Raw genomic sequence first — 24706 nt, 5'->3', positions numbered from 1 at the left:
TCGCAACCTTCGGCGCGAAGGCGGCTGGGTTGCCCCAGCCGTCCGTTGCCGGCACCCGGACGGCCGGTTCCCGCCTGGCCTCTCGTCAAACCGGGGACCTCACCCTCAGGGGGTGATCGGGGATCCCAAGGCAACGTGAATCAGCTTCGGGAGCTCACGATCCGATCCCTCAAGGGTGATCAGGCCCCACTGATGATCGGGTACCACCTGCCGTGCCAGTCGCCATCCCTCCGGGGATGATGATCGGGCTGTTCGCCCGCCTTCGGCCCTCCGCGTGATCGTTGTGGTGTGCGTTCCCCTGAGGGTGCCCACACCACAACGATCACGCGGGATCGCTAGTCCTCTTCGGCGTGGTCTCGGGCCATTTCCAGGCCGAGGTCCTTTTCGGCCGGCGACACCCAGGTGGCGGCGCTGCGCCGTACCAGGTCGTTGACGGCGTCGTTGAAGCGGGTCATGGCGTCGGGTTCGTCGGGGCCGAGCAGATGGGTTTTGAGGGATTTCCGCTGGTCGGCAAGGGAGTCGCCGCCTTCCTTCTCCATCGCTTGCAGGATGGTGTTCAGGTCGGCGAGGTCGGGGGTGAGCAGGTAGGCCGCGTCGGCGGTGGGGTACTTGTAGCGGAAGTCGGCGTCGGGAAGTTTCGCCATGTTGGTCACCGAGTACGGCTTTCCGCTGGCGATGTAGTCGGCGACGACGCTGGAGATGTCGCTGACGAGCAGGTCGGATTCGTTGAAGCAGTCGTACAGGTGCGGCATCGGGCCGGTGATCACCCGGTGCCGTGAGGAGTCTTCGGACTGCCAGTAGGCCTGCTTGCGCTCGGCCTCGACCTGCTGGTACTCGAGGTCTTGGCCGCGGTGCGGGCGGCCGGTGTCGCGGGCGCGCTGGGCGTCGTCCCCGGTTCCGGCGGTGATCTGGCTGAGGTTGGCCATCTTCCGGGCGAGTTTGGGCAGGTTGGCGGCGGCGGTGGCCCGTTTGTTCGCCTCGCCCGCGGGCATTCCGGCCGGTTCGCCGCTCTGCGCCCGGTTGGCCGAGTTGATCAACGCGACGATCTTCTCGTGGGCCTCCATCGCCTTGCGGTCGCGGGTGCCGGTGAGCGGGTGCGGCTTGTAGAGGACCCGGATCTTGGGGGAGTGCTCAAGCAGCCGCTTGATCAGCTTCGGGCCCATGTCGGTGATCGAGGTGTGGTAGAGGTCCTCGGTCCAGCCTTCCCAGGTGGGCGCGTACAGCACGCTCCGCCGGGGGATGTCCGGGCCACTCCGGACGATCTCGGCGAGCTGGGGGCGCCCGACCTCGACGATGCTCTCGTCGCGGACCCCGACCTGGGCGCGCCGGTAGCGCTCCCGCCCGGCTGCCCCGGCGACCCACACTTCGTCGTACACCTTGGTGAACGGGTTGAAGGACGCCTCTTTGTCGCTGTCGCCGTGTCCGATGAAGACGTGCTTCATCCCGACAGTGCGCAGCATATGGATGTTCTTCCCGACGTTGGAGGCGTAGAGGGCCACCCGGACCTTCGACAGCGGCCCGAAGTTCATCAGGTCCGTGGCACCCGGGAAACACAGAACCGGGAGTGAGGTACGGCCAAGCTGGCGCAGGATGCCGCGCTCCCGCAGGATGATCACGGCCTTGTGGTCCAGCCGCTCCAGGGTGGAGATCCACATGTTGACCTGGTAGGCGGAGTCCGAGGAGCCGGAGAAGTAGAGCGCCACCTCGGGGTTGTACGCGTTGATCTGGTCCTCGACCACCTTGAGGACCCGCTCCCGGTTCCCCAGCGGAGCGGCGGCCCGGGAGTGCGGGAGCAGGCCGAGCACCGCCGACAGGCCGACCGCCAGGCCCGCGAGGGCCCCCAGCGGGCCGAAGATCGCGGCGCCGCTGATCGCTCCGAGCACGGCGCCGAAGACCGGGAAGGCGTCCAGGTAGAGGAAGTAGGTGACGTGCGCCTCGGCGAGTACCCGGGGCGGCGCGTCCGCGATCTTCAGGGCGGACAGGTCCACGTTCCGGGTGACCACCGGCATCGCCCGGCGCCGGTTCATGAACACGGCGAGGCCGGTGTGGGCCGCCCGCAGGCCGTACAGGAGGAAGGTCCCCGCGGCCAGCAGGGCGAACTCGAAGCTCTCCTTGGCCCCGATGGTCCGGGCGAAGAGCAGGAGCACCGCGGCGTCCCGCATGAGGAATCGCGGCGTGATGCCGAGATGTAGCTTGCTGAGCAGTTCAAGCAGTGGCTGGGCGACCCGGACCGCGTAGATCTCGGCCAGATAGCCGGTGATCGCGACGACCAGGAACATCCACGGGCTGGCGAGCAGCGCTGCGACGAACAGCAGGGGGTAGCTGAGCAACAGCCCGGCGACGACGGCCACGGCGGACATGTCGGCCGTCAGTCGCTTGATGATCCGCTTCACTCCGCGCTCTCCTGCTCCGCCTGCTCCAGCAGCGCGGCAATGATCTCTACGTCGTCTTCGGTACGGCCGTCGGGGTCGAGCCTGCGCACGTCGATCACATGCCCTGTCAGGTTGGAGACGATTACGTCGAGGGAGGTCAGCGCGACGACCTTGGAGGAGAGGAGGCTCTCGGCGGGCTCCTCGCCGAACGCGCGGGTGCGCATCGGGGTCTGGGTGCGCTCGGGGTTCACGCAGTTCACCCGGACGCCGTCCTCGGCCCACTCGTCGGCGAGCGCCTGGGTGAGGTTGACGACCGCGGCCTTGGTGGATGAGTAGAGGCTGTAGTCGGCGCGGCCGCGCGTGTAGGAGCTGGAGGTGTAGAGGAGCAGGCAGCCCTGGGTCTCCCGCAGGTAGCCGATGGCCGACCGGGCGACGTTGACCGGGCCGAGGTAGTTGACCGCGACGGTCTCCTCCACGGTGGCGTCGTCGGTCTCGCCGAGCTTGCCCATGTGCAGCACGCCGGCGGTGTTGACGACGAAGTCGATCCGGCCGGTCTCCTCGTAGACCTGGCGCAGCGCCTCGGCGACCGCGGCGGCGTCCTCCACCTTCGTCCCGTTCTGGGAGCGGGAGAAGGAGTAGACGGCCGCGCCGAAGCCGCGGGCCAGCTCCACGATGTCGCCGCCGATGCCGTAGCTCCCGCCGAACACCACCATGGTCTTGCCGGCCAGCGCCTCCTTGTAGGCGTCGGGTCCGGCCGGGACGGGGGCGTTGTGTGAGGCGAGCTGGAAGAGCTTGTCGGCGATGAAGACGTCGACGGGGTGGGTCACCTTCATGTTGTGCTCGCTCCCCGGCACGATGGCGATCGGCACGTCGGGGAGGTAGCGGAGCAGGACGCTGCAGTCGTCGGTGGCCGGCTGCCGTTCGAAGTCGGGGTCGGCGAGCGCCAGCTCGTACGCCTCGCGGATCGTGGACAGCCGGAAACACTGGGGTGTCTGGCCGCGACGCAGGCGGGATCGGTCGGGGATGTCCCGGAGGATCTCCCCGCGCTGCCCGCGGGCGGCCACGACGATCGTGTCCGAGCTGGGGATGCAGACGTCGACGGCTTTGTAGGTTTGGAGTGCGGCGACGCACTCGGTGATGATGCGATGTTCCAGGAGCGGGCGGACGGCGTCGTGGAGCAGCACGTTGCAGTCGGTGTCTCCGAGGGCTTGCAGGGCTCGCCAGGTCGTCTCGGTGCGGCTGGAACCGCCTTCGAGGACCTGGGTCACCTTTGAATAGCCACCTTTGCGGGCGATCGCCGAGATCTCGTCGGTGAACCCCGGCGTCATCAGCACGATGATCTCGTCGATCTCGGGTGCGGAATCGAAGGCGGCGATCGTATGCTCGATGATGGACTTACCGGCTATCTTCAGCAACTGCTTGGGGATCTTCAATCCCACGCGCTGTCCTACGCCGCCCGCCAGAATGACGCCTACATTGCGCAGCTGTGGGTCGGGTGAGGTCATACCTTGCGTTCCTTCGGCGGACTAGGGCAGGAGGGCGAGGGCCAACCCGCGTCGTGTCGCGGTCGGCGGACGTACACCGCGAGTAGATGTACACCGCGACTTTACCGGCGAGTGGCCCTGCGTAAGCACGCCGTCTACGGATCACTTTGGTGCCTTCGCCGGTAGGCTTGGGCGACCTCGGGCGCGTAGCCTTTGGTTTCGCCGTGCTCACCGGACCAATGCCCATGTGAAGGAGCCCGTTGACCGCCTCAGCGCCTCCCACCGCGGAGCGTCCCGCGACCGTCGCCGTGGTGCTGGCCACCGCGCCCGCGACGGGGCTCAGGCCGGGGCATCCCGCGGACGGGTCCGACTCAGTCTTCGAACGGCTCGCCCGGCAGCTGGCCGCGGCCGGTCGCGAGCTCCGCGCCGTCACCCGCTCCGCGCGCACCCCGGAGGATCCGGCGGCCTCGCGGCACCTCACGGCGAGCGGCAATCTCGCCGACGACCTGCGGGCGATCGCGGCCCTAGCCCGTACGGTGGACGGTCCGCTGGTCGTGGTCCCGGGGGATGTGGTCGCGCACGACGAGGCGCTCGCCTTGCTGATCTCCCATCCGGCGCGGGCCACCGGGGCGCTCGTCTCCTACGAGACCCCCGACACGCTGCACACCCCGGTCCGGGTGGAGTACGGCCGGATCGTGGCGGCGGGCACCTCGTTCCACCGGGTCGTCGAGGCCAACGCGGGTTTCCGCGGGGTGCTTCAGGTGAGCAAGGCGGATTTAGAGGTCTTCGCGGACTCCGCGGAGACACTCGCGCTTTTGCTGGATTCGGGGCGTTTGGGAGAGCTTGGTAGCTCCGAGGCGACCTCGCTGCTTCTGGTGGGCCTGGTCCGCTCGGGGGTGCGGGTCAACGCGGTCGACATCCGGGTCCTGCACTGCGACCGGGTGGCCGACCAGGAGGGGATGGACCACGCGATCTCCCGGCTCGCCCGGGTGGACGAGGAGAAGGTCCGCCTGGATTCGGCGGTCAAGGGCGACGACGGCTTCTTCACCACGTACTTCGTCAGCTCCTGGTCGCGCCATCTGGTGCGGTTCTGCGCACGGCTGGGCCTCACCCCGAACGCGGTCACCGGGATCTCCGTCGGCTTCGCCGCGCTCGCCGCGCTGTGGTTCGCCGAGGGCACCCGGACCGGCCTGGTGGTCGGCGCGTTCCTGCTCTACTTCTCGTTCGTGCTGGACTGCGTCGACGGGCAACTGGCACGGTACACCCGGCGGTTCTCGCCGCTCGGCGCCTGGCTGGACGCGACCTTCGACCGGGTCAAGGAGTACATGGCGTACTTCGGGCTCGCCGTGGGGTACGCGGAGGGCGACATCTGGCGCCTCGCCGTCGCCGCGCTGGTCCTGCAGAGCGTCCGGCACATGGTGGACTTCTCCTACGCGGGCGCGCAGCCGGCCACCGCGCAGTCCGTGCCGCCCAGACCGTTCGACCTGCCGGAGGATCCGCTGCAGACCCCGGTCGCGACGGCGGACGGTACGGCGTCCGCGACCTCCGCCGCGCGCGGCGGCTCGGTGGTCACGATCTCGCGACGGTTCGATCGCAACTCGGCCCTGCGCTGGTTCAAGAAGATCGTCGTGCTCCCGATCGGGGAGCGGATGGCCCTGATCTGCCTGGCCGCGGCGCTCTTCGACGCCCGCGTCACCTTCCTTGCCCTGATCGTCTGGGGCGGTCTCGCGGCCTGCTACATGCTGGCCGGCCGAATCCTGAGGTCGCTCAAGCGATGACGACACATCAGCCCGATTTCCGGGCGGCGTCCCGCCCGGCGGTGCCCCGCGCCCCCTTCGGGTCTCGCGCGGCCCGGTGGAGAGGGGGAGCCCGCCCGTGGCGTCGATGCTCATGACTCCGGTACCCGTGAGCGCGGTCGTCGCCTACCGCGACGACGGCGCCTGCGCGCGCGGGCTCGGCCGGCTGACCTCGGGTCAGCTGCCGCCGCTGCTGCCCGCGCTGGTCGGCGGGGTGGTCACCGGGGTGCTGCTCTTCCTGGGGATCGCGCACGAGCGTGGTTTCGCGGTTTTCGCCCCGGCGGTGGTGCTGCTGCTCACCGGGCCCGCCTCCTCCAGCCGCCACGACGGCCGGCTGGACTGGCTGGTGCCGCCGATCCTGCGGCTGACCGAGTACGGATTCGTCGCGGCGGTCGGCTTCGCCAGCGGCGTCTCCCACGGGCTGATCTTCATTCTGCTCGGCGCGCTCGTCTTCCACCACTACGACGTGGTCTACCGGGTCCGTCAGCGGATCTATCCGCCGCCGTGGCTGGGTCTCTACGGGCTGGGCTGGGACGGGCGCATGCTCGTCATCGCGCTCGGCGCGCTGCTCGACCTGGTTCCGCTCACCTATTTCCTCCTCGCGGTCTGGCTCTGGGGCCTGTTCATCTGGGAGAGCGTGACGAGCTGGCTCGCCGCACCGCGCTCGGGTGTGGACGCGGCCGACCTCGGCGCGGACGACTGACCCCCCGAATCCGACGGAGTTTACGAAAGGTAATCAGTTGCTTGGAATGGTGCTGGCCGCCGGCGCCGGACGTCGCCTGCGGCCGTACACCGACACGCTCCCCAAGGCGCTCGTGCCGGTCGACGGCGAGACCACGATCCTGGACATCGCGCTCCGCAACTTCGCGGCGACGGACCTCCGCGACGTCGTGGTGATCGTGGGCTACGCGGCGTCCGCCGTACGGGATCGGCAGGCCGATCTGGAACGGCGGCACGGGGTACGGCTGACGCTGGTGCACAACGACCGGGCGGAGGAGTGGAACAACGCGTACTCCCTGTGGTGTGCCCGTGAATATTTCGAACAAGGCGCACTTTTGGTCAACGGCGACACGGTACATCCGGTGAGTGTTGAGCAAACCCTGCTCACGTCCACCGTGCCTTCTGACATCCTCCTTGCGGTGGACGACGTCAAGACGCTCGCCGATGAGGAAATGAAGGTCACGCTCTCCGACGACGGATATCTGGCCCGGATCACGAAGCTCATGGATCCGGCTCAGGCGTACGGGGAGTACATCGGCGCCACCTTGATCCGTCCCGCTGCCTCGGCCCACCTGGCCGATGCCCTGGAGGCCACCTGGCGTCGTGACCCCTCGCTGTACTACGAGGACGGTTACGCCGAACTCGTCGTTCGTGGCCACTCCATCGGTGTCGCGCCCATCGGCAAGATCGACTGGGTCGAGGTCGACAACCATGACGACTTGGCCAAGGCACGGGGGATCGCATGCCACTACTAGCCCGGATGCTGACCGCACCGCTCACGGTGACCGTACGCAGAGGGGCGGTGGCCCAGCTCGGTTCGCTCTTGTCGGACAGCCGGGTCGCCACCTCAGGACACGTCGCCGTGGCGGTCGGTCCCGGGCAGGGGGACCAGGTGTCCTCCTTGATCGCCTCGTCGATCGTCGGCGCCTCGATGTTCCGGGTGGACGGCGGGACCGTCGACGCGGCGGTCTCCTTGGGAGCCGATCTGCGCAAGGGCGCCTACGAGGCGGTCGTCGGGATCGGCGGGGGCAAGACCATCGACACCACCAAGTACGCTGCCTCGCTGGCGGGGATCCCCATGGTGGCGGTGGCGACGAACCTCTCGCACGACGGCATCTGCTCGCCGGTCTCCTCCCTGGAGTACGACGGCGGCAAGGGGTCGTTCGGCGTGCCGATGCCGCTCGCCATCGTGGTGGACCTGGATTTCGTCCGGGCCGCGCCGGTCCGGCTGGTCCGCGCGGGCATCGGGGATGTGATCAGCAATCTCAGCGCGATCGAGGACTGGCTGCTTGCCGCCTCGTGTGAGCCGGTGGACGGCTTGGCGGTCTCGATGGCGCGGACCGCGGCCTACGCCGTTCTGGATCGACAGGATTCTGTGGATTCGGACTCGTTTTTAACGACATTGGCGGAATCTCTGATTTTGTCAGGGATGGCAATGGTTGTTGCGGGGTCATCCCGGCCCTGTAGCGGTGCGGACCATGAGATCCTGCACGCTGTGGATCAGCTCTTCCCCGGTACCTCCAACCACGGCGAGCTCGCTGGCCTGGGCGCCGCGTTCGGCTTCTTCCTCCGGGAGGACGACGAGTCGAGGGCGAAGCTCGCCGCCGTGGTGCGGTGCCTCAGACGGCACTCGCTGCCGGTGGTGCCGGGAGAGGTGGGGCTGTCCCTCGATCAATTCGCCGAAGCGGTCTGTTTCGCCCCGGAGACCAGGCCGGGCCGGTACACGATTCTGGAGCACCTGGCGCTGACGCCGCAGCAGGTACGGGAACGAGTGGGAGAGTATGTCCGGTCCGTCGATCATTGAGCTTCGCGAGGTCGCCCAGCCGGCGTCCACGATGGACCGCCGGAGCGGGGAGCATTGGGCGGGTCTGCTGTACATGCGGCGGCTGTCCATCTACGGCACCTGGCTGCTGGTCCGTACGCCCCTGTCACCCAACCAGGTGACGGGGCTGATGATCCTTTGTGGCGTTTTATCCGGATTTATCCTGGCAATGCCGGGTCTCTGGTCCGCGATCGTCGCCGCACTCCTGATCCAGCTGTACCTGCTCCTCGACTGCTCGGACGGGGAGCTGGCCCGATGGACCAGGCGCACCTCCATCGCGGGGGTGTACCTGGACCGGGTCGGGCACTACTTCAGCGAGGCCGCGCTCCTGATCGGCCTGGGCTTCCGGGCCTCGGGGTCGCTGACCCAGCCGGACTGGTACGTCGTCCTCGGGTTCGCCGCCGCGCTCGGGGCGATTCTGATCAAGGCGGAGACCGACCTGGTGGACGTGGCCCGGGCCCGCTCCGGGTTGATCGCCGCGACCGAGTCCTCGGCCGAGCTCCGCTCCTCGCGGCTCGGCACCCTCCGCAAGATCGCTTCCGCGATAGGATTCCACCGGCTCATCCAAGCGATCGAGCTCTCGCTGATCGTGCTGGCCGCGGCCGTCCTCGACTTCTTCATGGGCGGGCTGACCGCGACCCGGGTGCTTCTGGTGGCCTGCGCGGTGGTCGCCGGGTTGCAGATGATCCTGCATCTGGTGAGCATTCTCGCCTCACGACGGCTCACCTGAAACACGGGGGAACCATCCATAGTGGATTAAGCGTCTTATCCCGCGAGTCATCTCCGGTTTGGTAGGGGTTCACTCACTGTTCCGATACGCTTTGGTCCTATATCCATTGTGGCCATTTACCGCCACGCTCACAACGGCAGACTCGGTGATCATGCTTAGATGTCAGTCACGTGTCCTTGACGCGTCGAGGTGCTGACGCGTTGAAGATTTCGTGCGTCATCCTGACGATGGGGAACCGGGTCGCCGAATTGAACCGGGCGGTGCAGTCCGTTCTGGATCAAGCGGACGTGGACCTTGAGATCGTGATCGTCGGCAACGGAGCGGACGTTCCCGACCTGTCGGTCACCTTCCCGCCGGGCACCTCGGCGGAGAGCACCGTGAAGATCGTCCGCCTCTTCTCCAACGCGGGCATCCCCGCGGGACGCAACCGGGGCGTCGAGGCGTGCTCGGGCGATCTCGTGCTCTTCCTCGACGACGACGGCTGGTACGCGTCCCCTTCGCTGGCGGCCAAGGTGCGGGACCGGTTCGTCGCCGAGCGGGATCTGGCCGTGCTGTCGTTCCGGGTGGTCGACCCGGAGGGCGGACCGGGCCAGCGGCGGCACGTCCCCCGGCTGCGGGCCGGGGACCCGGAGCGGTCCTCGCAGGTGACGACCTTCCTCGGGGGCGCCTGCGCCATCCGGCGCTCGGCCTTCATGCGGGTCGGCGGACTCCCCGAGCGCTTCTTCTACGCCCACGAGGAGACCGACCTGGCCTGGCGGCTGCTCGGCGAGGGTTTCCGCCTGGAGTACGACGCCTCCGCGGTGATGTACCACCCGCAGGTCCCGCCGACCAGGCACGCCGACTTCTACCGGCTCAACGCCAGGAACCGGGTCTGGCTGGCCCGCCGCAACCTGCCCTGGCCGCTCGCCGCCCTCTACCTGCTCGACTGGATGGTCCTCACGGTGCTGCGCGAGCGGTCCTCCGGGGCGCTGAAGGCGTGGTTCGCGGGCTTTCGCGAGGGGATGCGGGAACCGGCGGGCGAGCGGCGTCCCATGGCCTGGCGGACGGCCTGGCGGATGCTCCGGCTGGGCCGTCCCCCGATCGTCTGACCGCCCTCACCCGGCCTCCTCGGCCCCGTGGAAGGTCATCTGCAGGTGCCGGACCGAGCCGGTCATCAGGGCGCGGCAGGGCAGACCCAGCTCGCTCAGCTCCTTGGCGATCGGGTGGTTGCCGAGCCGGATCAGCGCCCCGCCCGGCCGGGCCCGTACCCCTTCGGCCCGGCAGACCCAGGGGACCCGCCGGGTCACCTGGTCGCGGTGGGTGTACGCGTCGACGGCCAGGCCGCGCCGGCCGGTCCAGGGGCCTGCGACGCCGCCGGGGACCGGCACGCCCGGCTTGATCAGCAGGTCGAGGACGAGGCGGCCGTCCTTGCGCAGGACACAGCGTTTGTACGGCGTCCGCATCCGGATGTCCACGTCGGCGAGCTCCTTCGGGAACCCCCAGATGGACTGGCCGGCCTCCATCGTGAACGCCTGGGTGACCGGGAGCCAGTGCACGAACGCGCCGGCCCCCGGGTGGAAGACCTCGGCGACGCGCGGCACGAGCCGGTCCCGCCGGACGGGCCGGTCGCCCGGGCCCGCGACGAGGAAGGTGACCGCGAACTCGCGGTAGGGGCCGAGGTCCCCGTCGAGGTACTCGATGAAGGCGAGGGCGCACACCGCCTTGCCCGGGAGGGGTTCGACCACGTCCAGGCCGGAGTACGCGATGATCGCACGGGCGGCGTCGGCCCGGACGAGGTACGTCGCCATCCCCGCCGTGGCTTCCCTGACCTCGACGGGCATGGTGACCGTCCGGCCCTGAATGAGATGGTGCACCATGTCCTAAGTAGACCAATCCTCCCCCCGGCAGTCACGGACCGGGGAGCGAGCTTGCCGTATTCAGCCCGGCTTCGACCCTTGCGGTTTGCGGAAGGCCCAGTTGAGGCGGGGTTCGAGGAGCCAGCGGGCGCCGACGCGCACCTGCGGCAGGCTGAGCACGATCGCCACCGCGACACTCCCGCAGACGACCGACGCCACGCCGAGCGGGTGCTGGAACACCTTCAGGTCCAGGACGCCGAGGTCGCGCAGGACTAGCACCGGGATGCCGTGCAGCACGTACACGTAGAGGGTGCGGGTGCCGAGGTCGGAGAACCAGGTGGCGCGGCGGGGGACGACGGCGAGCACCGCGAAGGCGAGCGCCGCCCCGGCGGTGAGGACGACCAGCTTCATCGCGACCCCGATGAACGGCCCTCTGCCGAGGTCGGCGTAGCTCTCCCGGAAGTAGATCGGGCCAAGGCTGATCTTGGGCCGGAGCGCGACCAGGACGACCGCGGCGATGAATCCGGCGGCGAGCAGGGCCGCGCCCGCGATCCGCGCCCGCTTTTGGTGGAGCAGCTCGAAGTGGTGCGGGCGCAGGATGAGGCCGAGGACGAAGAAGGGGAGCAGTCCGAAGAACCGGTCGATGCTCAGCGTGCCCGGGAGTTCGGCGAGACCGGCGACCACACAGCAGATGAGGGCGGCGGCCATCGGGTACCGAAGCCGCTGCCAGACCGGGGAGGAGAGCCGCCAGAACAGCAGGGCGAGCAGGTACCAGTTGAGCCACGCCGGGTCGGCGATGGACAGGCTCCACTTGCCGTCGAGGGCGAGCCGGAGCAGTCCGTAACCCGCTTCGACCACCACGTACGGGATGACCAGCGTGTCGAACAGCCGATTCGTCTTAGCCGACGAAGTCCAGAAATTTCGGGACAAATAGCCACTGATGATGACAAAGAGTGGCATGTGAAAGGTGTAGATGAACAGGTACGTCGCCCGGCCGGCCACCCCGTTCGTGGTGTCCCACAGGGCGTGCCCCGCCACCACCAAGGCGATCGCGACAAACTTGACGTTGTCCAGGTACGGCTCACGCACCCGCTTGGCCGGCGTCGCCGGACTGGCGACGGCGGCCTCCGGCTCCGCCGGGACGGCGAGCCCGCCCCGCGCCCGGCGCGGCGGAAGCGTCTCCTGCGCCGCCGGCCGCAGGCCCCGGAGGTCGAACCGATGGCCCGGCGGCAGCGTGTGCTGGACGGGGGGAACGGCGGCCAGCAACCCGGTCTCCGGGAGCGGCCCGCCGGGGTCGCCCTCCGGCGCAACGGCGTCCCCCGGGCGCGGTACGGGCGGAGCCTGGCTCGGCCCGTATCCGGCTCCAAGGGGATCGGGGCGTTCGTCCGAATCCGCCGGTGCGGTCGGCGGTGCGGGGGGAATTGCGGCCCATATCCCGGTCTGGGGGAGCGGCCTTCCGGGGTCGCTCCCAGGCGTCGTGGGCTCGGCCGGCCCCGGCGGCGTCGCATGAGGTACGGGCGCGGGCGCGCTCTGCCTGTATCCGCTTTCGGGGGTTGCGGGGTTGTCGGGGAGGTCGCGGGTGGTCGGGGCTTGAAGGATTGCTCCGGTTTGGGGTGCGGTGGACCGGCCCGGCGGCGGTACGGGTGTGGCCGGGCTCTGCCCGTACCCGCTCCCGGAGGTTCCAGTGATGTCGGGGAGGTCGCGGGTGGTCGGGGCTTGAAGGATTGCTCCGGTTTGGGGTGCGGTGGACCGGCCCGGCGGTACGGGCGCGGCCGGGCTCTGCCCGTACCCGCTCCCGGGGGTGTCGGGGATGTCGCGGGTGGCCGGGGTCTGGAGGATTGCTCCGGTTTGGGGTGCGGTGGACCGGCCCGGCGGTACGGGTGTGGCCGGGCTCTGCCCGTACCCGCTTCCGGGGTCAGGCGTCTCCTGGACGGTCGGCGTCCGCACGGGCGGCCCGGAGGCGGCCGGCTCCGGAGGGAGCGTGTACAGGCCGGGCGGCATGGCCGGCTGAGCCGCCGCGACGCGGTCCTCGCCCTGGGCCGTCCGGGCCGCGGGGACGGGTGCGGAGCCCTGGCCAGGCGGTGGTTCGTGCTTCTGCCCGAGCGGAGGGGCCGGGGCGTGGCTGCGTGGCTGCATTGCACTCACAGGGATGAGGGCTTATTGAACCTTGCACGGATTGACGTTGCCGGTGACCCTCTGGACTGACGAGGGGAGCTTTGTGTGCACCTTGGCACCCTGCCAGTCGGCTCCGATGATGAGCTGGACGACCGGGCCGACCGCGGCCACCGGGGTGCCGTTCGGCGTTGTCCGCACGGTGGTGTTCTTGCCCTTGATCTTCCCTTGGGTGGGGGCGACGGGGCTCTTCAGCCGGTCTCCGACCGGCTTGGCGTACCCCTCGGCGCCCGGGGGGAACAGGACCTGGGTCTTGGGCTGGTTGGTGCCGTCGGGCTTCCTGGCGTCGCCGACGAGGGTGACCTTGAACCCATGGGTCTCCAGGGTCTTGGCGGCGATGGCGGCCTCACCGCCCTTGTTGGTGCCGTTGTAGACCTCGATTGTGACCTGCCCGGGCTTGATCGCCGGCGTTGCGGGGCCGGCCGACCCGGACGGGGTGGGAGTCGGGGTCGGGGCGACCTTGTCCTCCCGTATCGCCTCGAAGAGCAGGGCGGCGTCCTCGGTCCACTCGATGCGGTTCGGATCCGGGGCGTAAGCCCGCCACGGCACCGTGATGAACTGCAGCTTGCCGCCGCTGATGCCCTTGGTGGACTCGGCGATGGTGAGCATCGTATTGATCGTCAGTGCGTCGTCGACGGTGACCGACTTGAGCGCGGCGGTGATGAAGCTGGTCAGGCGCGCGGGGTTGGTGAGCAGGTCGCCGCTGGTGGCCTTCTTCACCACCTGGGAGAGAAACGCCTGCTGGCGCTTGATCCGGGAGGTGTCGCTGCCGTCGCCGATGTCTCGGATCCGGACGTAACCCAACGCCTGGAGCCCGGTGACCGTCTGGGGGCCGGCCGGGAGTTTGATCTTGGCCTTGCTGCTGTCGATCGCCTTGGGGAGGCAGATCTCCACCCCGCCGAGGGCGTCCACGATGGCGCGGAACCCGGCGAAGTCCACCTTGACGAAGTGGTCGATGCGGATGTCGGTGAGTTCTTCCAGCGTGTCGATCGTGCAGTTGATCCCGCCGTTGTTGAACGAGGCGTTGATCTGGTCCTTCTGGGCCGGGATCATGGTGCCGTTGGGCGCCTGGCAGGCGGGCATCTCGACCATCGAGTCCCGGGGGAAGCTGATCAGCGTGGCCTTCCCGCCGCCCGGGGAGATGTGCAGCAGGATGATGGTGTCGGTGCGCTCGCCCACGACGTGCCGACCGCCGAACTTGGAGTTGGCCCCGCTCCGCACGTCGGAGCCGACGATGAGGATGTTGAGGGCGTTGTTCAGCCGCTTCGGCCGATCACCCACGACCGTGATCTTCTCGCGTTTGAGGTTGCCTGTCAGACTGCGGTAGAAGCCGTAGGCGGTGAGGATGCCGACCACGGTGACGGCGGCCGTGGCCACGGAGAGCCACTGATAGAGGCGGGAGCGGTCCCCGCGGCGGGGCGGCCTGCCGGGGTCGGCGGCCCGGCGGGAGCCGAACCGCGGGGCGGCCTGCGCCTCCTTGGCGGCACGGCGGGACTGCACCCGGGAGCCTGGGCGGCGTCCTTCGGGGTCGCGGTCCTGATGGCCCTCAGGGCTGTTCTCGCTCACTAGGAACCAGAGGTTAGGTCACGACGGGTCGGTGCGGGGGCAAGATCGGGGGATTTCATACGTGACCACGGTCGCTCCCTTGCCGGTGATGAGGCGGAACAGTATAGCGATATTAGGACATATCGCGAGACGCATTGGGACGGAAGCATAACGCCCAGGCGAGGCAGGCGAGGGGAACCGCGGGCAGGACGTAGCGGTAGTCGAATTCCGCGATCATGGGTGGGAGCGCCACCAGGACGACCGCGCAGGCCCAGGGGATGAGAGCGGGCGCAACGGTGCGCAAGGCCGCGAGCCGCGGGCGCCGTACCCGCTCCGGATCCCGGGGACGGCCGCCCCGGACGAACAGCAGCAGCCCCGCGCCGACCGGGGTGAGCAGGACGGCCAGCAGGACCGGGCCGGGGAGCCGCACGTGGTCCTGGATCGCGCGAAGCCACCCCGCGTACGGCTCGACGACCCGCGTGGCGATCTCCCCCCGCTCGTAGATCCGGGCGAACCGTGCCCCGACCACCTGCGGGGTCCGGGTGGGCGGCGGCGGGGTGACGACGGGGAACTCGTAGGCGTCGTAGATCGACTGATCGGGGTAGACGGGCCGATCCCAGCGGAACGTCCGCCACAGGTCCGCCAGCCCCGTCGCCAGGTAGTCGCCCGGCTGGGCGAGGATGGCGCGGACCGCGAACTCCTGGGCGAGCGCGTTGTTGGCGGCGCCGAACTTATGGCCGGGCAGGCGGGAGAGCGGGGAGTCGGCGCTCCAGATGTAGTCCTGGGAGGGCGGCCGGTCGCCTGCCGGGGTGGGATCGCAGAGTACGGCGAGTCGCGGCGGCGGGCGCATCACCGCGCAATCCGCGAAGGCCATGGTCCGCGCATAGAGAAATGCACCGTTGGCTCCGGAAATAGCGAATCTTCCATGCTCTACGGCAAACCAGCCCATATATCCGACAATAGGGATAATTGCGGCAATAAATGCCACGAAGGCGGTTTTGAGCTTCGGCCGGAACGGCCGTCCCCCGGCGATGAGCAGCCCGGCCACCAGCACCGCGATCAGCGGGAGCGCGACGGTCCGGGTGAGCGTCGCCAGCCCCATCGCCAGACCCGCCGCGGCGGCCGTACCCCACCGTGGGCCCCAGGTCGGCCTGGACGAGGACACCCACAGGGCGAGCACCGCCCCCGCCGTCACCAGGAACATGAACAGCGACTCCGACAGCAGCAGATGCTCCAGCTCCACCTGGTAGGGGTCGAGCAGCACCGGGACCGGGGCGAGGGTCGCCGCCCAGCCGGGCGCCCGCAGCGCCCGGGCCGCGACGTAGACCAGGACCGCGGTGGCCAGCCCGAGCAGATGCTGGACCACGGCGACCGCGGCCAGGCTGTGCAGCGGCTCCAGCAACCAGAGGAGCCCCGAGTACCCGCCGGGCCGGATCAGGTCGGGCCGGGGATGCATCGCGGAGACGAGGTAGGCGTAGGAGTCGGGGAACCAGAGCGCGGGCCGGTAGCCGACGACCGTGAGTAGCCTGAGCAGGCAGCCCACGGAGAAGAAGATCAGAAACCACAGGTGGCGGCGGGCCACTGTCCCCCCTCCCTCCCGCTACGCTCCCCAGTTGACGATGAACGCTACCCGGTCCACCCCGATGCCCGTCGCCGCCCGCGTGCTCGCGACGGCCACCGCCCTGCCCGCCTGCGCGGTGGCCGGCTGGCTCCTGGCCGGGCTGCCGCTCCTGCTCGGCGGGGTGTTCCGTCCGCTGCCCGCCTTCCTGCTCGGCCTGCCCGTCATCGCCTTCCTGCTCTGGCGGTCCCGGCCCACCGTGCCGGAGACCGGCTGGTGGGGGACGGCGGGGGTGCTCGCCGTCGCGGCCGGCTACGCCGTCTTCAACGGTCTCATGCGCGGTGAGCAGATCGTCGTCCGGCGCGACCCGGCCACCTACGCCCAGTACGCCACCTGGATCGCCGAACACGGCTCACTCCCGATTCCGTTCCAGCAGGCCGCGTTCGGCGGGGCGGATCCCGCGCTGGTGTTCGGCAGCCCCGGTTTCTACGAGTCCGGCGGCGTGGTCGTCCCGCAGTTCATGCCCGGCCCGCCGATGCTGCTCGCCGCCGGGCGGTGGCTCGGCGGAGTCGACGGCCTGCTGCTCGTCCCCCCGATCCTCGGGGCGCTGGCGATCCTCGCCTTCGCCGGGGTCGTCGCCCGGCTGGCCGGACCCCGCTGGGCGCCGCCCGCCGCGCTCACCCTCGCGGTGAGCCTCCCGATCATGTACACGGGCCGGTCGCCCTTCAGCGAGCTTCCCGCACTCATCCTGCTCTTCGGCGCCCTGTCGCTGCTGCTCGACCGGCGGCTGGGGACAGCCGGGCTGGTGTTCGGCCTCGCCATCGTGGTCCGGATCGACGGGCTCCGCGACGTGCTGCCGGTGCTCGCCTTCGCCGGGGTGCTCATCGCGCTCCGCGCCAAGGGCGGGGTGTCGTTCCTGGCCGGGCTCCTGGCCGGCACGGGCCTCGGGCTGGGGTCGGCCTGGCTGCTGTCCAAGCCGTACCTCACCCATCTGGGCGCCTCCATCAGGCCGCTCGCATTGATCGCCGCCGCCGTCGTGGTCCTCACCCTGATCGGCACGGTGGCCGCCCGCCGAGGGGTACGGCTGCCCCGCCCGGCCTGGCTGCCCGCGGCGGGAGCGGTCGCGGTGGTCCTGGTCATGGCCGGTTTCGCGCTCCGCCCGGCGCTGCAGACCGTCACCCGGATCCCCACGAACCCCGACGACGCCCTCAACTCCGCCTTCATCCGCGTGACGCAGATCGCGAACGGGCTCGCGCCCGAGCCGTACCGGCTCTACTACGAGGACAGCCTGCACTGGGTGTTCTGGTACATCGGCGCCCCCGCGGTCGTCCTGGCCACGCTCGCCGCGGCCGTACTCACCCTGCGGTTGCTCCGCGGCGACGGGCAGTCCCCGGACCTCCCGGAGCAGGGACCGCTCCGCGGTCTGGCCGGGGCCTGGCTCCTCCCGCTGGCGATGATCGGGTGGACCACGGTGACCACGCTGTGGCTCCCCTCGATCACCCCCGACCACCCGTGGGCCTCGCGGCGGCTCGTGCCGCTGGTCGTCCCGGGCCTGATCCTGCTCGGCACCTGGGGACTGGCCTGGGTGTATGCGCGGCACCCCCGCCGGTGGGTCGCGGCGGCCGGGTCGCTGCTCCTGGTCGTCCCGGGTGCCGTCACCTCGATCGGCACCGCGTTCACCCCGGTCGAGCGGGGAGAGGTCGCCGCGGTCCGCGGTCTGTGCACCGCGATCGGGAAGAACGCCACGGTCCTCATCGCGGAGCGGGTGACCGCCGATCGCTTCACCCAGGTGGTGCGCGGCATGTGCGGCGTGCCCACGGCCCGGGTGCGGACGAACTCCACGGACTTCCCGCCCAGCACCGACGTCAGGCGCCTCGCCGAGAAGATCAAGGCCGCAGGCCGGCAGCCGATTCTGCTCGGGGCGAGAGAGAGCGACATCAGCCTCTACGGCACCCCCGTACACGTCGTCAAGCTGCGGGATCTCCAGGACGAGCGGTCGCTCACGACTCCGCCCGACGGCGCGTGGCGGCTCGCCATAGACGTCTGGCTGGTCAAATATTCTTGACGGAGATTTGGCAAAAAGGCGATGATGAGGCGGTGCTACAGCGGATGGGTGCGATCAAGACCGCGCCGTTGGCTGTCGCGATGACCCTGCTCTTGGGGGCGTGTACGGGTGGGAGCGACCAGCAGACGCCTCCGACCGGTGCGCCGACCACGAACGCGGGGGGATCGTCGACGCCGGGCGTGTCTCCCGAGGCGTACCGCGACGCCCTGATCGACGCGGTCGACCCGGTCAAGGACTCCCTGTCCGAGGTGGGGAAATCCCGGGCGTACAAGGCGCTGCTCGACCGCCTGGGCAAGGCGGAGACCGCGGCCGAGGAGGCCGCCGAGGCGCTCCAGCGGGTCACCCCGCCCGCGGACGTCTCCGCCGAGCACACCGAGCTGGTGCGTTCGCTGGAGCTCCTCGGCAGCGACCTCGGGGTGATCCGCGAGGAGACCGAGAACCGGGAGATCTGCGGGACCCCGTCCGCGGGCGCGCGGCTCGGCGGTTCCGACGGGATCAGCGCCATCCGTGAGGCCGCGGACGCGCTCGTGGCCAAGAGCGATGACTACGACCTGAACATCCCGAAGTTCGACCTCAAGGAACAGTCCCGCCGGCTCCGCAACGGGCAGTACGTGAAGACGTTCTCCGCCCGGGGCCGCGGCCCGCTGACGATCAGGAACCGCGGTTCCGCCGACGCGGTGATCAGCCTGGCCCAGGGGAAGCGGCAGCTCTTCTCGGTCTACGTCCGCAAGGGCTCGACCTACAAGGTCAACGGGATCGCCGACGGCACCTACCGGCTCTACTACACCACCGGGGTCGACTGGGACGGCCGGTCCCGATCGTTCACCCGGGACTGCAACTTCTCCAGGTTCGACAGCTCGTTCAAATTCCGGACGACGTACGGCGGCGGCCGGGTCCAATGGACCACCTGGACCATCACCCTGGGCGGCGGCGGGGGCAACGCGCCGACCTCCAAGGTGGATCCCGGCGACTTCCCGGTGTAGAGCGGGGTATCCTCGCGCGTCGTGAGCATGTCCTCTGAAGGCGCCGAGCCGTACGCGACGATCGTCCTGCCCTGCTACAACGAGCAGGACCACGTCATCGACGAGGTCGAGCGGATCTGCAAGGCCATGGACGCCAGCGGGTACCCGTACGAGCTCCTGGCCGTCGACGACTTCTCGACCGACGCCACGCTCGCCCGCCTGGAGGAGGCCGCGCCCCGGTTCCCGAACATGCGGGTGGTGGCGTTCCACCGGAACGGCGGATCGGGTACGGTCCGCCGGATCGGGACGCAGCGGGCCCGCGGCGAGATCGTGGTGTGGACCGACGCCGACCTGACCTACCCGAACGAACGGATCCCCGAGCTCATCGCGATCTTGGAGAAGGATCAGGGCGTCGACCAGGTGGTGGGGGCGCGCACCTCCGAGCAGGGTTCGCATAAGTTCCTCCGAGTTCCGGCGAAGTGGTTCATCCGCAAGATCGCCGAGGTGCTGGCCGGTACGGCCATCCCCGACCTCAACTCGGGCCTGCGGGCCTTCCGCAAGTCGGTCGCGCAGCCGTACCTGCGGCTGCTGCCCCCCGGCTTCTCCTGCGTGACCACGATCACGCTGGCCTTCCTGTCGAACCAGCACGTCGTGCGCTATGTGCCGATCGAGTACGCGCAGCGGGCCGGCCGGTCGAAGTTCCACTTCGTCTCCGACGCGTACCGGTACATCCTGCAGGTCCTGCGGATGGTGATGTACTTCAACCCGCTCAAGGTGCTCATGCCGCCCGCCCTCGGACTGGTCGGGATCGCCGTGGTGAAAGGGGTGTGGGACATGATCCGGCACCCGTTCTACTTCCCCGCGAGCACCGTCATGGTCTTCCTCACCGGGCTGATCATCGGCTCGATGGCCCTCCTCGCGGACCTGATCGTCCGTTCCCGGGACGGCTGACCCATGCCCGGTACGGCCGCCGCGGGGCGGAGCGGTTCGGGGCGGCTGACCCGGGAACGGGCGGGCGCGAACCGTGGCGTACGGCTCGATTCGGCGCCCGGTCCGATGGGGCCGGGGGGCGCCTCCGCGTTCGTTGATCCGGTCCCCGCCGGGCCGGGACGGTGTCCGGTACGGCCGACGTGGAGAGGGCACGGATGAGGATCGCGATCGTGGGCCCGACCTTTCCGTACAAAGGGGGAGGTGCCCAGCACACCACGGAGCTCGCCTTCCGGCTGCAAGCCGCCGGGCACGAGGTGCTCCTGGAGTCGTGGAAGGCCCAGTACCCGGCGTTCCTCTACCCCGGGAAGCAGACCATCGAGGCGCCGGAGGGACAGGTGTTCCCCCGGACCCGCCGGGCGCTCTCCTGGCGGGACCCGATCGGCTGGATCCGGGCGGGGCGGCGGATGACGCGCGAGGCCGACCTTGTCGTCCTGGTGGTGCTCAGCCCCGTCCAGGTCCCCGCCTACCTCGGCATCCGGTACGGGCTGCGCGGCCCGCGCGTGGTTGCGCTCTGCCACAACGTCCTGCCGCACGAGCGCAAGCCGTACGACCGGCCCCTCATGCGGGCCCTGCTCCGCCGGGTCGACGCCGTCCTCGCCCACTCAGCGCAGCAGGGCGAACTCGCCCGGGGACTGACCGGGAAACCCGTCGGCACCGCGCCACTCCCACCGCACCTGCCCACCGCGCCGGACCGGACGGTCCAGGCCGCCGCATTCCAGGACCCTTCTCCGGAGCAAGCCGGCTCCGACGGCGCCGGGCACCACTCCGCGAACGCCGATGCCCGGAATGAGCCGCGTCAGCCGTACCGGACGCTGTTGTTCTTCGGGATCGTCCGGCCGTACAAGGGACTCGACGTGCTGCTCCACGCACTCGCAGGGGCGGAGAGCAGGCCGAGCCTGATCGTCGCGGGCGAGTTCTGGGGCGGTGTCGACCAGACCCGGAACATGATCGCCGAGCTTGGCCTGACCGATCGGGTGGAGCTCCGGCCCGGCTACGTCGCGGCCGACGACATCCCCGGCCTTTTCGGACTGGCCGACGCCCTGGTGCTGCCCTATCGGTCGGCGACCGCCAGCCAGAACGTCTGGCTCGCCCACGAACACGGTCTGCCCGTCGTCGCGACCAGGGTCGGCGCCCTCCCCGACCACATCCGCGACGGGGTGGACGGCCTGCTGGTGGAGCCCGGCGACGTCGGTGCGCTGACCAAGGCGATCGAACGCCTCTACGAGCCCGGCGGGGTGGCGCGGCTGCGGGCCGGGGTACGGCCGGTCGACGCGGAGCCGTACTGGACCCGCTACACCACACAGCTCCTGGGGCTCTAGCCAAAACCGACAAGCCACGCGCGGCCCGTACTGCGGCCTCAGGTGATCGTTGTGCTGTCTGCGCGTTCGGGGGCGCGTACAGCGCAACGATCATCTTGGCGGGGTAAGGGCTGCCGCGGGGCGGCGCGCGGTCCGTACCGCGGCATCTGGTGATCGTTGTGTTGTCCGCACCCGTGGGGGTGCGCAGACCACAACGATCACTCTCTCGGTTTGGTGGAGGCGGGGACCGTGTCTCCGTACCGGCGACGATGTTTGTCCTGGTCACTGAGGGATGGGCGCGGAGCCGCACCGGACCTGACCGGGGCGGGCTTAGCGGGGCTCCAGGACGCGGTCGCGCGGTTCGGGGGTGGCCGGGTCGGGGGTGCGGGCGAGGAGGGAGCCGATTCCGGCCCAGACCAGGTCGGCGAGGGTGACCACCAGCCGGGAGACGATCGCCACGACTAGTCCCTGAGCCCAGGGGAGCACCGGGAGCAGCACCGTGGCCATGGCCACCTCGCGGATCCCGGCCCCTGCGGGTACGACCACGGCGAGGATGCCGATCGACCAGGCGAGCGCGTAGGCGCCGGTCGCCAGGGCGAGCAGGTTCAGCCCGGACTCGCCGGAAATATCGGATAGCGGGAGGTAGAGGTGGACGCCGTAGAGGACGAGCGCGGCGAGGTTCCAGCCGGCTGCCTTCACCACGGCCGCCAGGGTCAGGCTACGTTCGATGGGTTCGCGGCGGGCCACCCGCAATGCGAGGTTGAGGCCGAAGGTGAGCACCTTCGGATGGAGCCCCACGAGGATCACCGGGATCAGCGCGAACACCCACAGATATGCGGACGCGGCGTCCCCCGAGGTGAGCGGGAGGGTGACGGCCGCCAGGCCCAGCCCGCAGCCCAGCGTCGAAGCCAGCGAGATCATCGTCGCGGTGAACGTGCGCCCCGGTGGGCAGTCGTGGCGGCGGCCCAGCTCGGCCATCGCGGCGAAGGCCCAAACAGAGCCGGGAATGTACTTTCCGAGCTGGCCGACGAACATCACCCGAATCGCCACGGTGACCGGCAGCCGTGAGCCGAGCCCCGCGAGGATCTCCCGCCAGGCGAGCATCGCGCACCCGAGCCCGATGAGGAACGCGACCGCCGACCCGGCCAGGGACCACCAGGAGAGCTGCGCGATCGCCGCCCGCGTCTCGCCCCAGTGCCGCGCCAGCCCGTACCCGACGAAGCCCAGCGCGATCAGGACGAGCACCGCTCGAAGCACCCGGCTGTGACGAAGTCTGTTCAACACGCCCGTAAGGCTAGCCGCGCCCGCTCCACTCCTGCTCCAACTCCGCTCGAGAAGCCCTGTCGTCCGACGCCGGTGAGCGGCACTCCTTCTCCCCTGACGAAAACGATTCTGCCGGAGACAAATCTTCCACGCAGTGGACGTCAATTGTGCCGGGAAGTCATTTCCTCGGCGGAAACGGCTTGAACGGTGGAAAGCCGGATCTGGATTTCGGGTGAAGATCGGATGGCAGGGCTGCGCGGATTCCCGGATCGCAAGGCCAGGCCTCACGCTGACGCGGGCGCTCTGAGCTGCGCAAATATCAGGACATAGCGCCCGAATCACCATTCTTGGACTTGGGGAGGAAGGTTCTGTTTAGCTGTGCCGCTACATCATGCGGATTTATAGTGGTTCTCACGGCTTTCGTCGTATTGATCACTGCAAAACAAATCGATCTCGTTCGGCACCACGGCGGTTCCCGCAACCCTCCGATTTCTCTCCCCATCGGACATGATCGGCGGTCCAGGTGTCTCTGATCACCGACTTGGCGGCACGGATACGCTCCATCGCCGACGTGCTTCCCCTTGAGACGATGGAATCCGGTCGGGAACACCTGGAAACCGCGGTCCACACCCTCTTCCCGGTCGCCGACGGCACCTCCTCACCGCTTCCCGTCGAGGCCCTCGAACATTTCGCCGAAGCGTCGGCCCGCCTGGCGGAGGCCCACAACCTGCTCCGCAAGGGCCACGACCTCGTCCTGCTCTACGCGGCGACACTCCTCGGCCACGGCTGGGTCGCCGCGCCGCCACGGCATCACGGCGCACCCTTCAACGCCGATTACGAGGAGTGGGTGAGACGCGAATGCGGCGGTCCGCCGGGTCGCGAATACCTGATCATGCGCACAGGCGAGAAGGTTCTGTTCGACGCGATGAGAATCGAGCAACGGAACGGAGTACCGGTGGAGGTGCTCGTCGACGCCAAAGGGCGGTACGCCCAGTTCATCGACAAGACAACGGGGACGTTCCATAAGTGGTGGGCCCGCTCGAAGAACAGTGGACTGCCCGAGATGCTGGAACGTGCGCTTAAGCAGATTAAGGCTGGTGGGGGCCGTCGGGTGGAGTGGTGGTGTGCCGAACCGGAGGTCGCACGCCTGTTCAACGACGAGTTTGAGGACGACGATCGACTCGAAGGCCGGATCCGTGCCGTGTACCGGCCCATGCCACCCGGATGAGAAAGGATGACCCTATGCGAATCGACGAGTGGGTGCTCTCGACGGGTTCACATCAGCAGGCCGATCGTTGGCATGGGGAGGCTCGGCGGCTGCGTGATTTGCTGGATGTGGTCGCAAACCATGTGGCCGAGGTCTACGGCACGCTGTTCGTCTGGCATTCCGAGGACATGACGGCGGAGCAGTGGGGCGATCTGGATGCCATCGCCGCCGAGATGGCATCCAGTTGCCGGGTGGATGACTTCGGCAACCCGTTTGACTCGATCGGCAGCGGTGGCGTCCTTCTGGGCAGTCTGGCCGGTGCGCCTGAGGAGATGATCCTCTCGCGGTGGAACGCCGGCGCGCTGGACGAGTGGCCGTTCACCGCGTCGTTCAGGTTCTACACACGGACTCCACTTGAGAAGGGCGGTGCCCGTCCCCTGCAAGACCACCCTGCGGCTTGGTTGGTCTCCCTGACCGGAGGGGTGGTTCAAGCGGTCGACGCGGCAACGGTGCGAGTCGGCAACCGGCGACTCCGGGACGAGCTGGGGGAGGTCCGTGACGCGGTCAAGGCCTGGACGGTCACGTACGTCCCGCAGGGAGTGGACGTCACCGGGTTGCCGGACACGCTCTCCGTGTACCCCTGTCCGGCCCCTGCCGGGGGGAGCGTGGTGGTGGCCGATCTGGAGATGGCCGCGAACGCCCCGGAGAGGCTCGTGGGGGACCTGCTCCTCCTCGACGATCGGCTGCGCGCCCGTACGGCTTGATCCTCCGGCCGTCGTTCGGACTACGGTTCGCAAGAGTCGGCCAACGCCGTGGGGGAGTTCCTTGGAATGTCCATTCTCCTGTGATCAAGATTTCAGACTCCGAGAGGTCATAAACTCTCCTCC

The 24706-nt window shown here is 69.4% G+C and carries 19 protein-coding genes; 12 read left to right on the top strand and 7 right to left on the bottom strand.

What is annotated here, in order from left to right:
• Nucleotides 1-335: 335 nt before the first annotated feature.
• Nucleotides 336-2393 (bottom strand): hypothetical protein, encoded by a 2058-nt coding sequence (locus RUR_RS29630; RefSeq protein ID WP_283138512.1) that lies wholly within the window; start codon nucleotides 2391-2393, stop codon nucleotides 336-338.
• Nucleotides 2390-3877, bottom strand: coding sequence for a bifunctional cytidylyltransferase/SDR family oxidoreductase (locus RUR_RS29625; RefSeq protein ID WP_283138511.1), 1488 nt, complete (start codon nucleotides 3875-3877; stop codon nucleotides 2390-2392). The genes RUR_RS29630 and RUR_RS29625 overlap by 4 nt, the downstream gene beginning before the upstream one ends.
• 239 nt (nucleotides 3878-4116) lie before the next feature.
• Between RUR_RS29625 and RUR_RS29620 the strand changes: the two genes are divergently transcribed.
• The 6 genes from RUR_RS29620 (at nucleotide 4117) to RUR_RS29595 (ending at nucleotide 10012) form a co-directional block, all read left to right on the top strand.
• Nucleotides 4117-5634: a CDP-alcohol phosphatidyltransferase family protein gene (locus RUR_RS29620; RefSeq protein ID WP_283138510.1), complete on the top strand. Its 1518-nt coding sequence runs from the start codon at nucleotides 4117-4119 to the stop codon at nucleotides 5632-5634.
• Nucleotides 5635-5740: 106 nt separating this feature from the next.
• The gene (locus RUR_RS29615) at nucleotides 5741-6355 is read left to right on the top strand and encodes a DUF5941 domain-containing protein (protein ID WP_283139840.1); all 615 of its coding nucleotides are present in this window, start codon (nucleotides 5741-5743) and stop codon (nucleotides 6353-6355) included.
• 37 nt (nucleotides 6356-6392) lie between these two features.
• On the top strand, nucleotides 6393-7127 hold the full coding sequence (locus tag RUR_RS29610; protein ID WP_283138509.1) for a phosphocholine cytidylyltransferase family protein: 735 nt from the start codon (nucleotides 6393-6395) through the stop codon (nucleotides 7125-7127).
• Nucleotides 7128-7132: 5 nt separating this feature from the next.
• Nucleotides 7133-8176, top strand: coding sequence for an iron-containing alcohol dehydrogenase family protein (locus RUR_RS29605; protein WP_283139839.1), 1044 nt, complete (start codon nucleotides 7133-7135; stop codon nucleotides 8174-8176).
• Nucleotides 8154-8924: a CDP-alcohol phosphatidyltransferase family protein gene (locus RUR_RS29600; RefSeq protein WP_283138508.1), complete on the top strand. Its 771-nt coding sequence runs from the start codon at nucleotides 8154-8156 to the stop codon at nucleotides 8922-8924. Before RUR_RS29605 ends, RUR_RS29600 begins: the two co-directional genes overlap by 23 nt.
• A gap of 200 nt (nucleotides 8925-9124) precedes the next feature.
• A complete protein-coding gene (locus RUR_RS29595) occupies nucleotides 9125-10012 on the top strand; it encodes a glycosyltransferase family 2 protein (RefSeq protein ID WP_283138507.1) in 888 nt (295 codons plus the stop codon).
• Nucleotides 10013-10018: 6 nt separating this feature from the next.
• Here RUR_RS29595 and RUR_RS29590 read toward each other — a convergent pair whose 3' ends face one another.
• The 4 genes from RUR_RS29590 to RUR_RS29575 all read right to left on the bottom strand — a co-directional run bounded on the left by RUR_RS29590 (nucleotide 10019) and on the right by RUR_RS29575 (nucleotide 16058).
• On the bottom strand, nucleotides 10019-10780 hold the full coding sequence (locus RUR_RS29590) for an acetoacetate decarboxylase family protein (RefSeq protein WP_283138506.1): 762 nt from the start codon (nucleotides 10778-10780) through the stop codon (nucleotides 10019-10021).
• A 60-nt stretch (nucleotides 10781-10840) separates the two neighbouring features.
• Nucleotides 10841-12895, bottom strand: coding sequence for an acyltransferase family protein (locus RUR_RS29585; RefSeq protein WP_283138505.1), 2055 nt, complete (start codon nucleotides 12893-12895; stop codon nucleotides 10841-10843).
• A 21-nt stretch (nucleotides 12896-12916) separates the two neighbouring features.
• On the bottom strand, nucleotides 12917-14497 hold the full coding sequence (locus RUR_RS29580) for an LCP family protein (RefSeq protein ID WP_283138504.1): 1581 nt from the start codon (nucleotides 14495-14497) through the stop codon (nucleotides 12917-12919).
• Nucleotides 14498-14609: 112 nt separating this feature from the next.
• Nucleotides 14610-16058: a phospholipid carrier-dependent glycosyltransferase gene (locus RUR_RS29575; protein ID WP_283138503.1), complete on the bottom strand. Its 1449-nt coding sequence runs from the start codon at nucleotides 16056-16058 to the stop codon at nucleotides 14610-14612.
• Between the two features lie 37 nt (nucleotides 16059-16095).
• On the opposite strand from RUR_RS29575, the gene RUR_RS29570 reads away from it, so the two are divergent.
• The 4 genes from RUR_RS29570 to RUR_RS29555 all read left to right on the top strand — a co-directional run bounded on the left by RUR_RS29570 (nucleotide 16096) and on the right by RUR_RS29555 (nucleotide 21370).
• Complete coding sequence (locus RUR_RS29570) at nucleotides 16096-18099, top strand: hypothetical protein (RefSeq protein WP_283139838.1); 2004 nt, start codon at nucleotides 16096-16098, stop codon at nucleotides 18097-18099.
• 80 nt (nucleotides 18100-18179) lie between these two features.
• On the top strand, nucleotides 18180-19082 hold the full coding sequence (locus RUR_RS29565; RefSeq protein ID WP_283138502.1) for a hypothetical protein: 903 nt from the start codon (nucleotides 18180-18182) through the stop codon (nucleotides 19080-19082).
• Between the two features lie 27 nt (nucleotides 19083-19109).
• The gene (locus tag RUR_RS29560) at nucleotides 19110-20012 is read left to right on the top strand and encodes a glycosyltransferase family 2 protein (protein ID WP_283139837.1); all 903 of its coding nucleotides are present in this window, start codon (nucleotides 19110-19112) and stop codon (nucleotides 20010-20012) included.
• A 194-nt stretch (nucleotides 20013-20206) separates the two neighbouring features.
• Complete coding sequence (locus RUR_RS29555) at nucleotides 20207-21370, top strand: glycosyltransferase family 4 protein (protein WP_283138501.1); 1164 nt, start codon at nucleotides 20207-20209, stop codon at nucleotides 21368-21370.
• Between the two features lie 309 nt (nucleotides 21371-21679).
• On the opposite strand, the gene RUR_RS29550 is transcribed toward RUR_RS29555, so the two are convergent.
• A complete protein-coding gene (locus RUR_RS29550; RefSeq protein WP_283138500.1) occupies nucleotides 21680-22633 on the bottom strand; it encodes a lysylphosphatidylglycerol synthase transmembrane domain-containing protein in 954 nt (317 codons plus the stop codon).
• Between the two features lie 520 nt (nucleotides 22634-23153).
• Between RUR_RS29550 and RUR_RS29545 the strand changes: the two genes are divergently transcribed.
• Nucleotides 23154-23840, top strand: coding sequence for a Tox-REase-5 domain-containing protein (locus tag RUR_RS29545; RefSeq protein WP_283138499.1), 687 nt, complete (start codon nucleotides 23154-23156; stop codon nucleotides 23838-23840).
• Between the two features lie 14 nt (nucleotides 23841-23854).
• Nucleotides 23855-24583 (top strand): hypothetical protein, encoded by a 729-nt coding sequence (locus RUR_RS29540; RefSeq protein ID WP_283138498.1) that lies wholly within the window; start codon nucleotides 23855-23857, stop codon nucleotides 24581-24583.
• The last annotated feature ends 123 nt before the right edge of the window (nucleotides 24584-24706 follow it).

This window comes from Rhizohabitans arisaemae (assembly GCF_025996515.1).
Taxonomy (GTDB): Bacteria; Actinomycetota; Actinomycetes; order Streptosporangiales; family Streptosporangiaceae; genus Rhizohabitans; species Rhizohabitans arisaemae.
The sequence above is the reverse complement of the archived record's forward strand: the minus strand, read 5'-3'. Positions and strand labels throughout refer to the sequence as shown.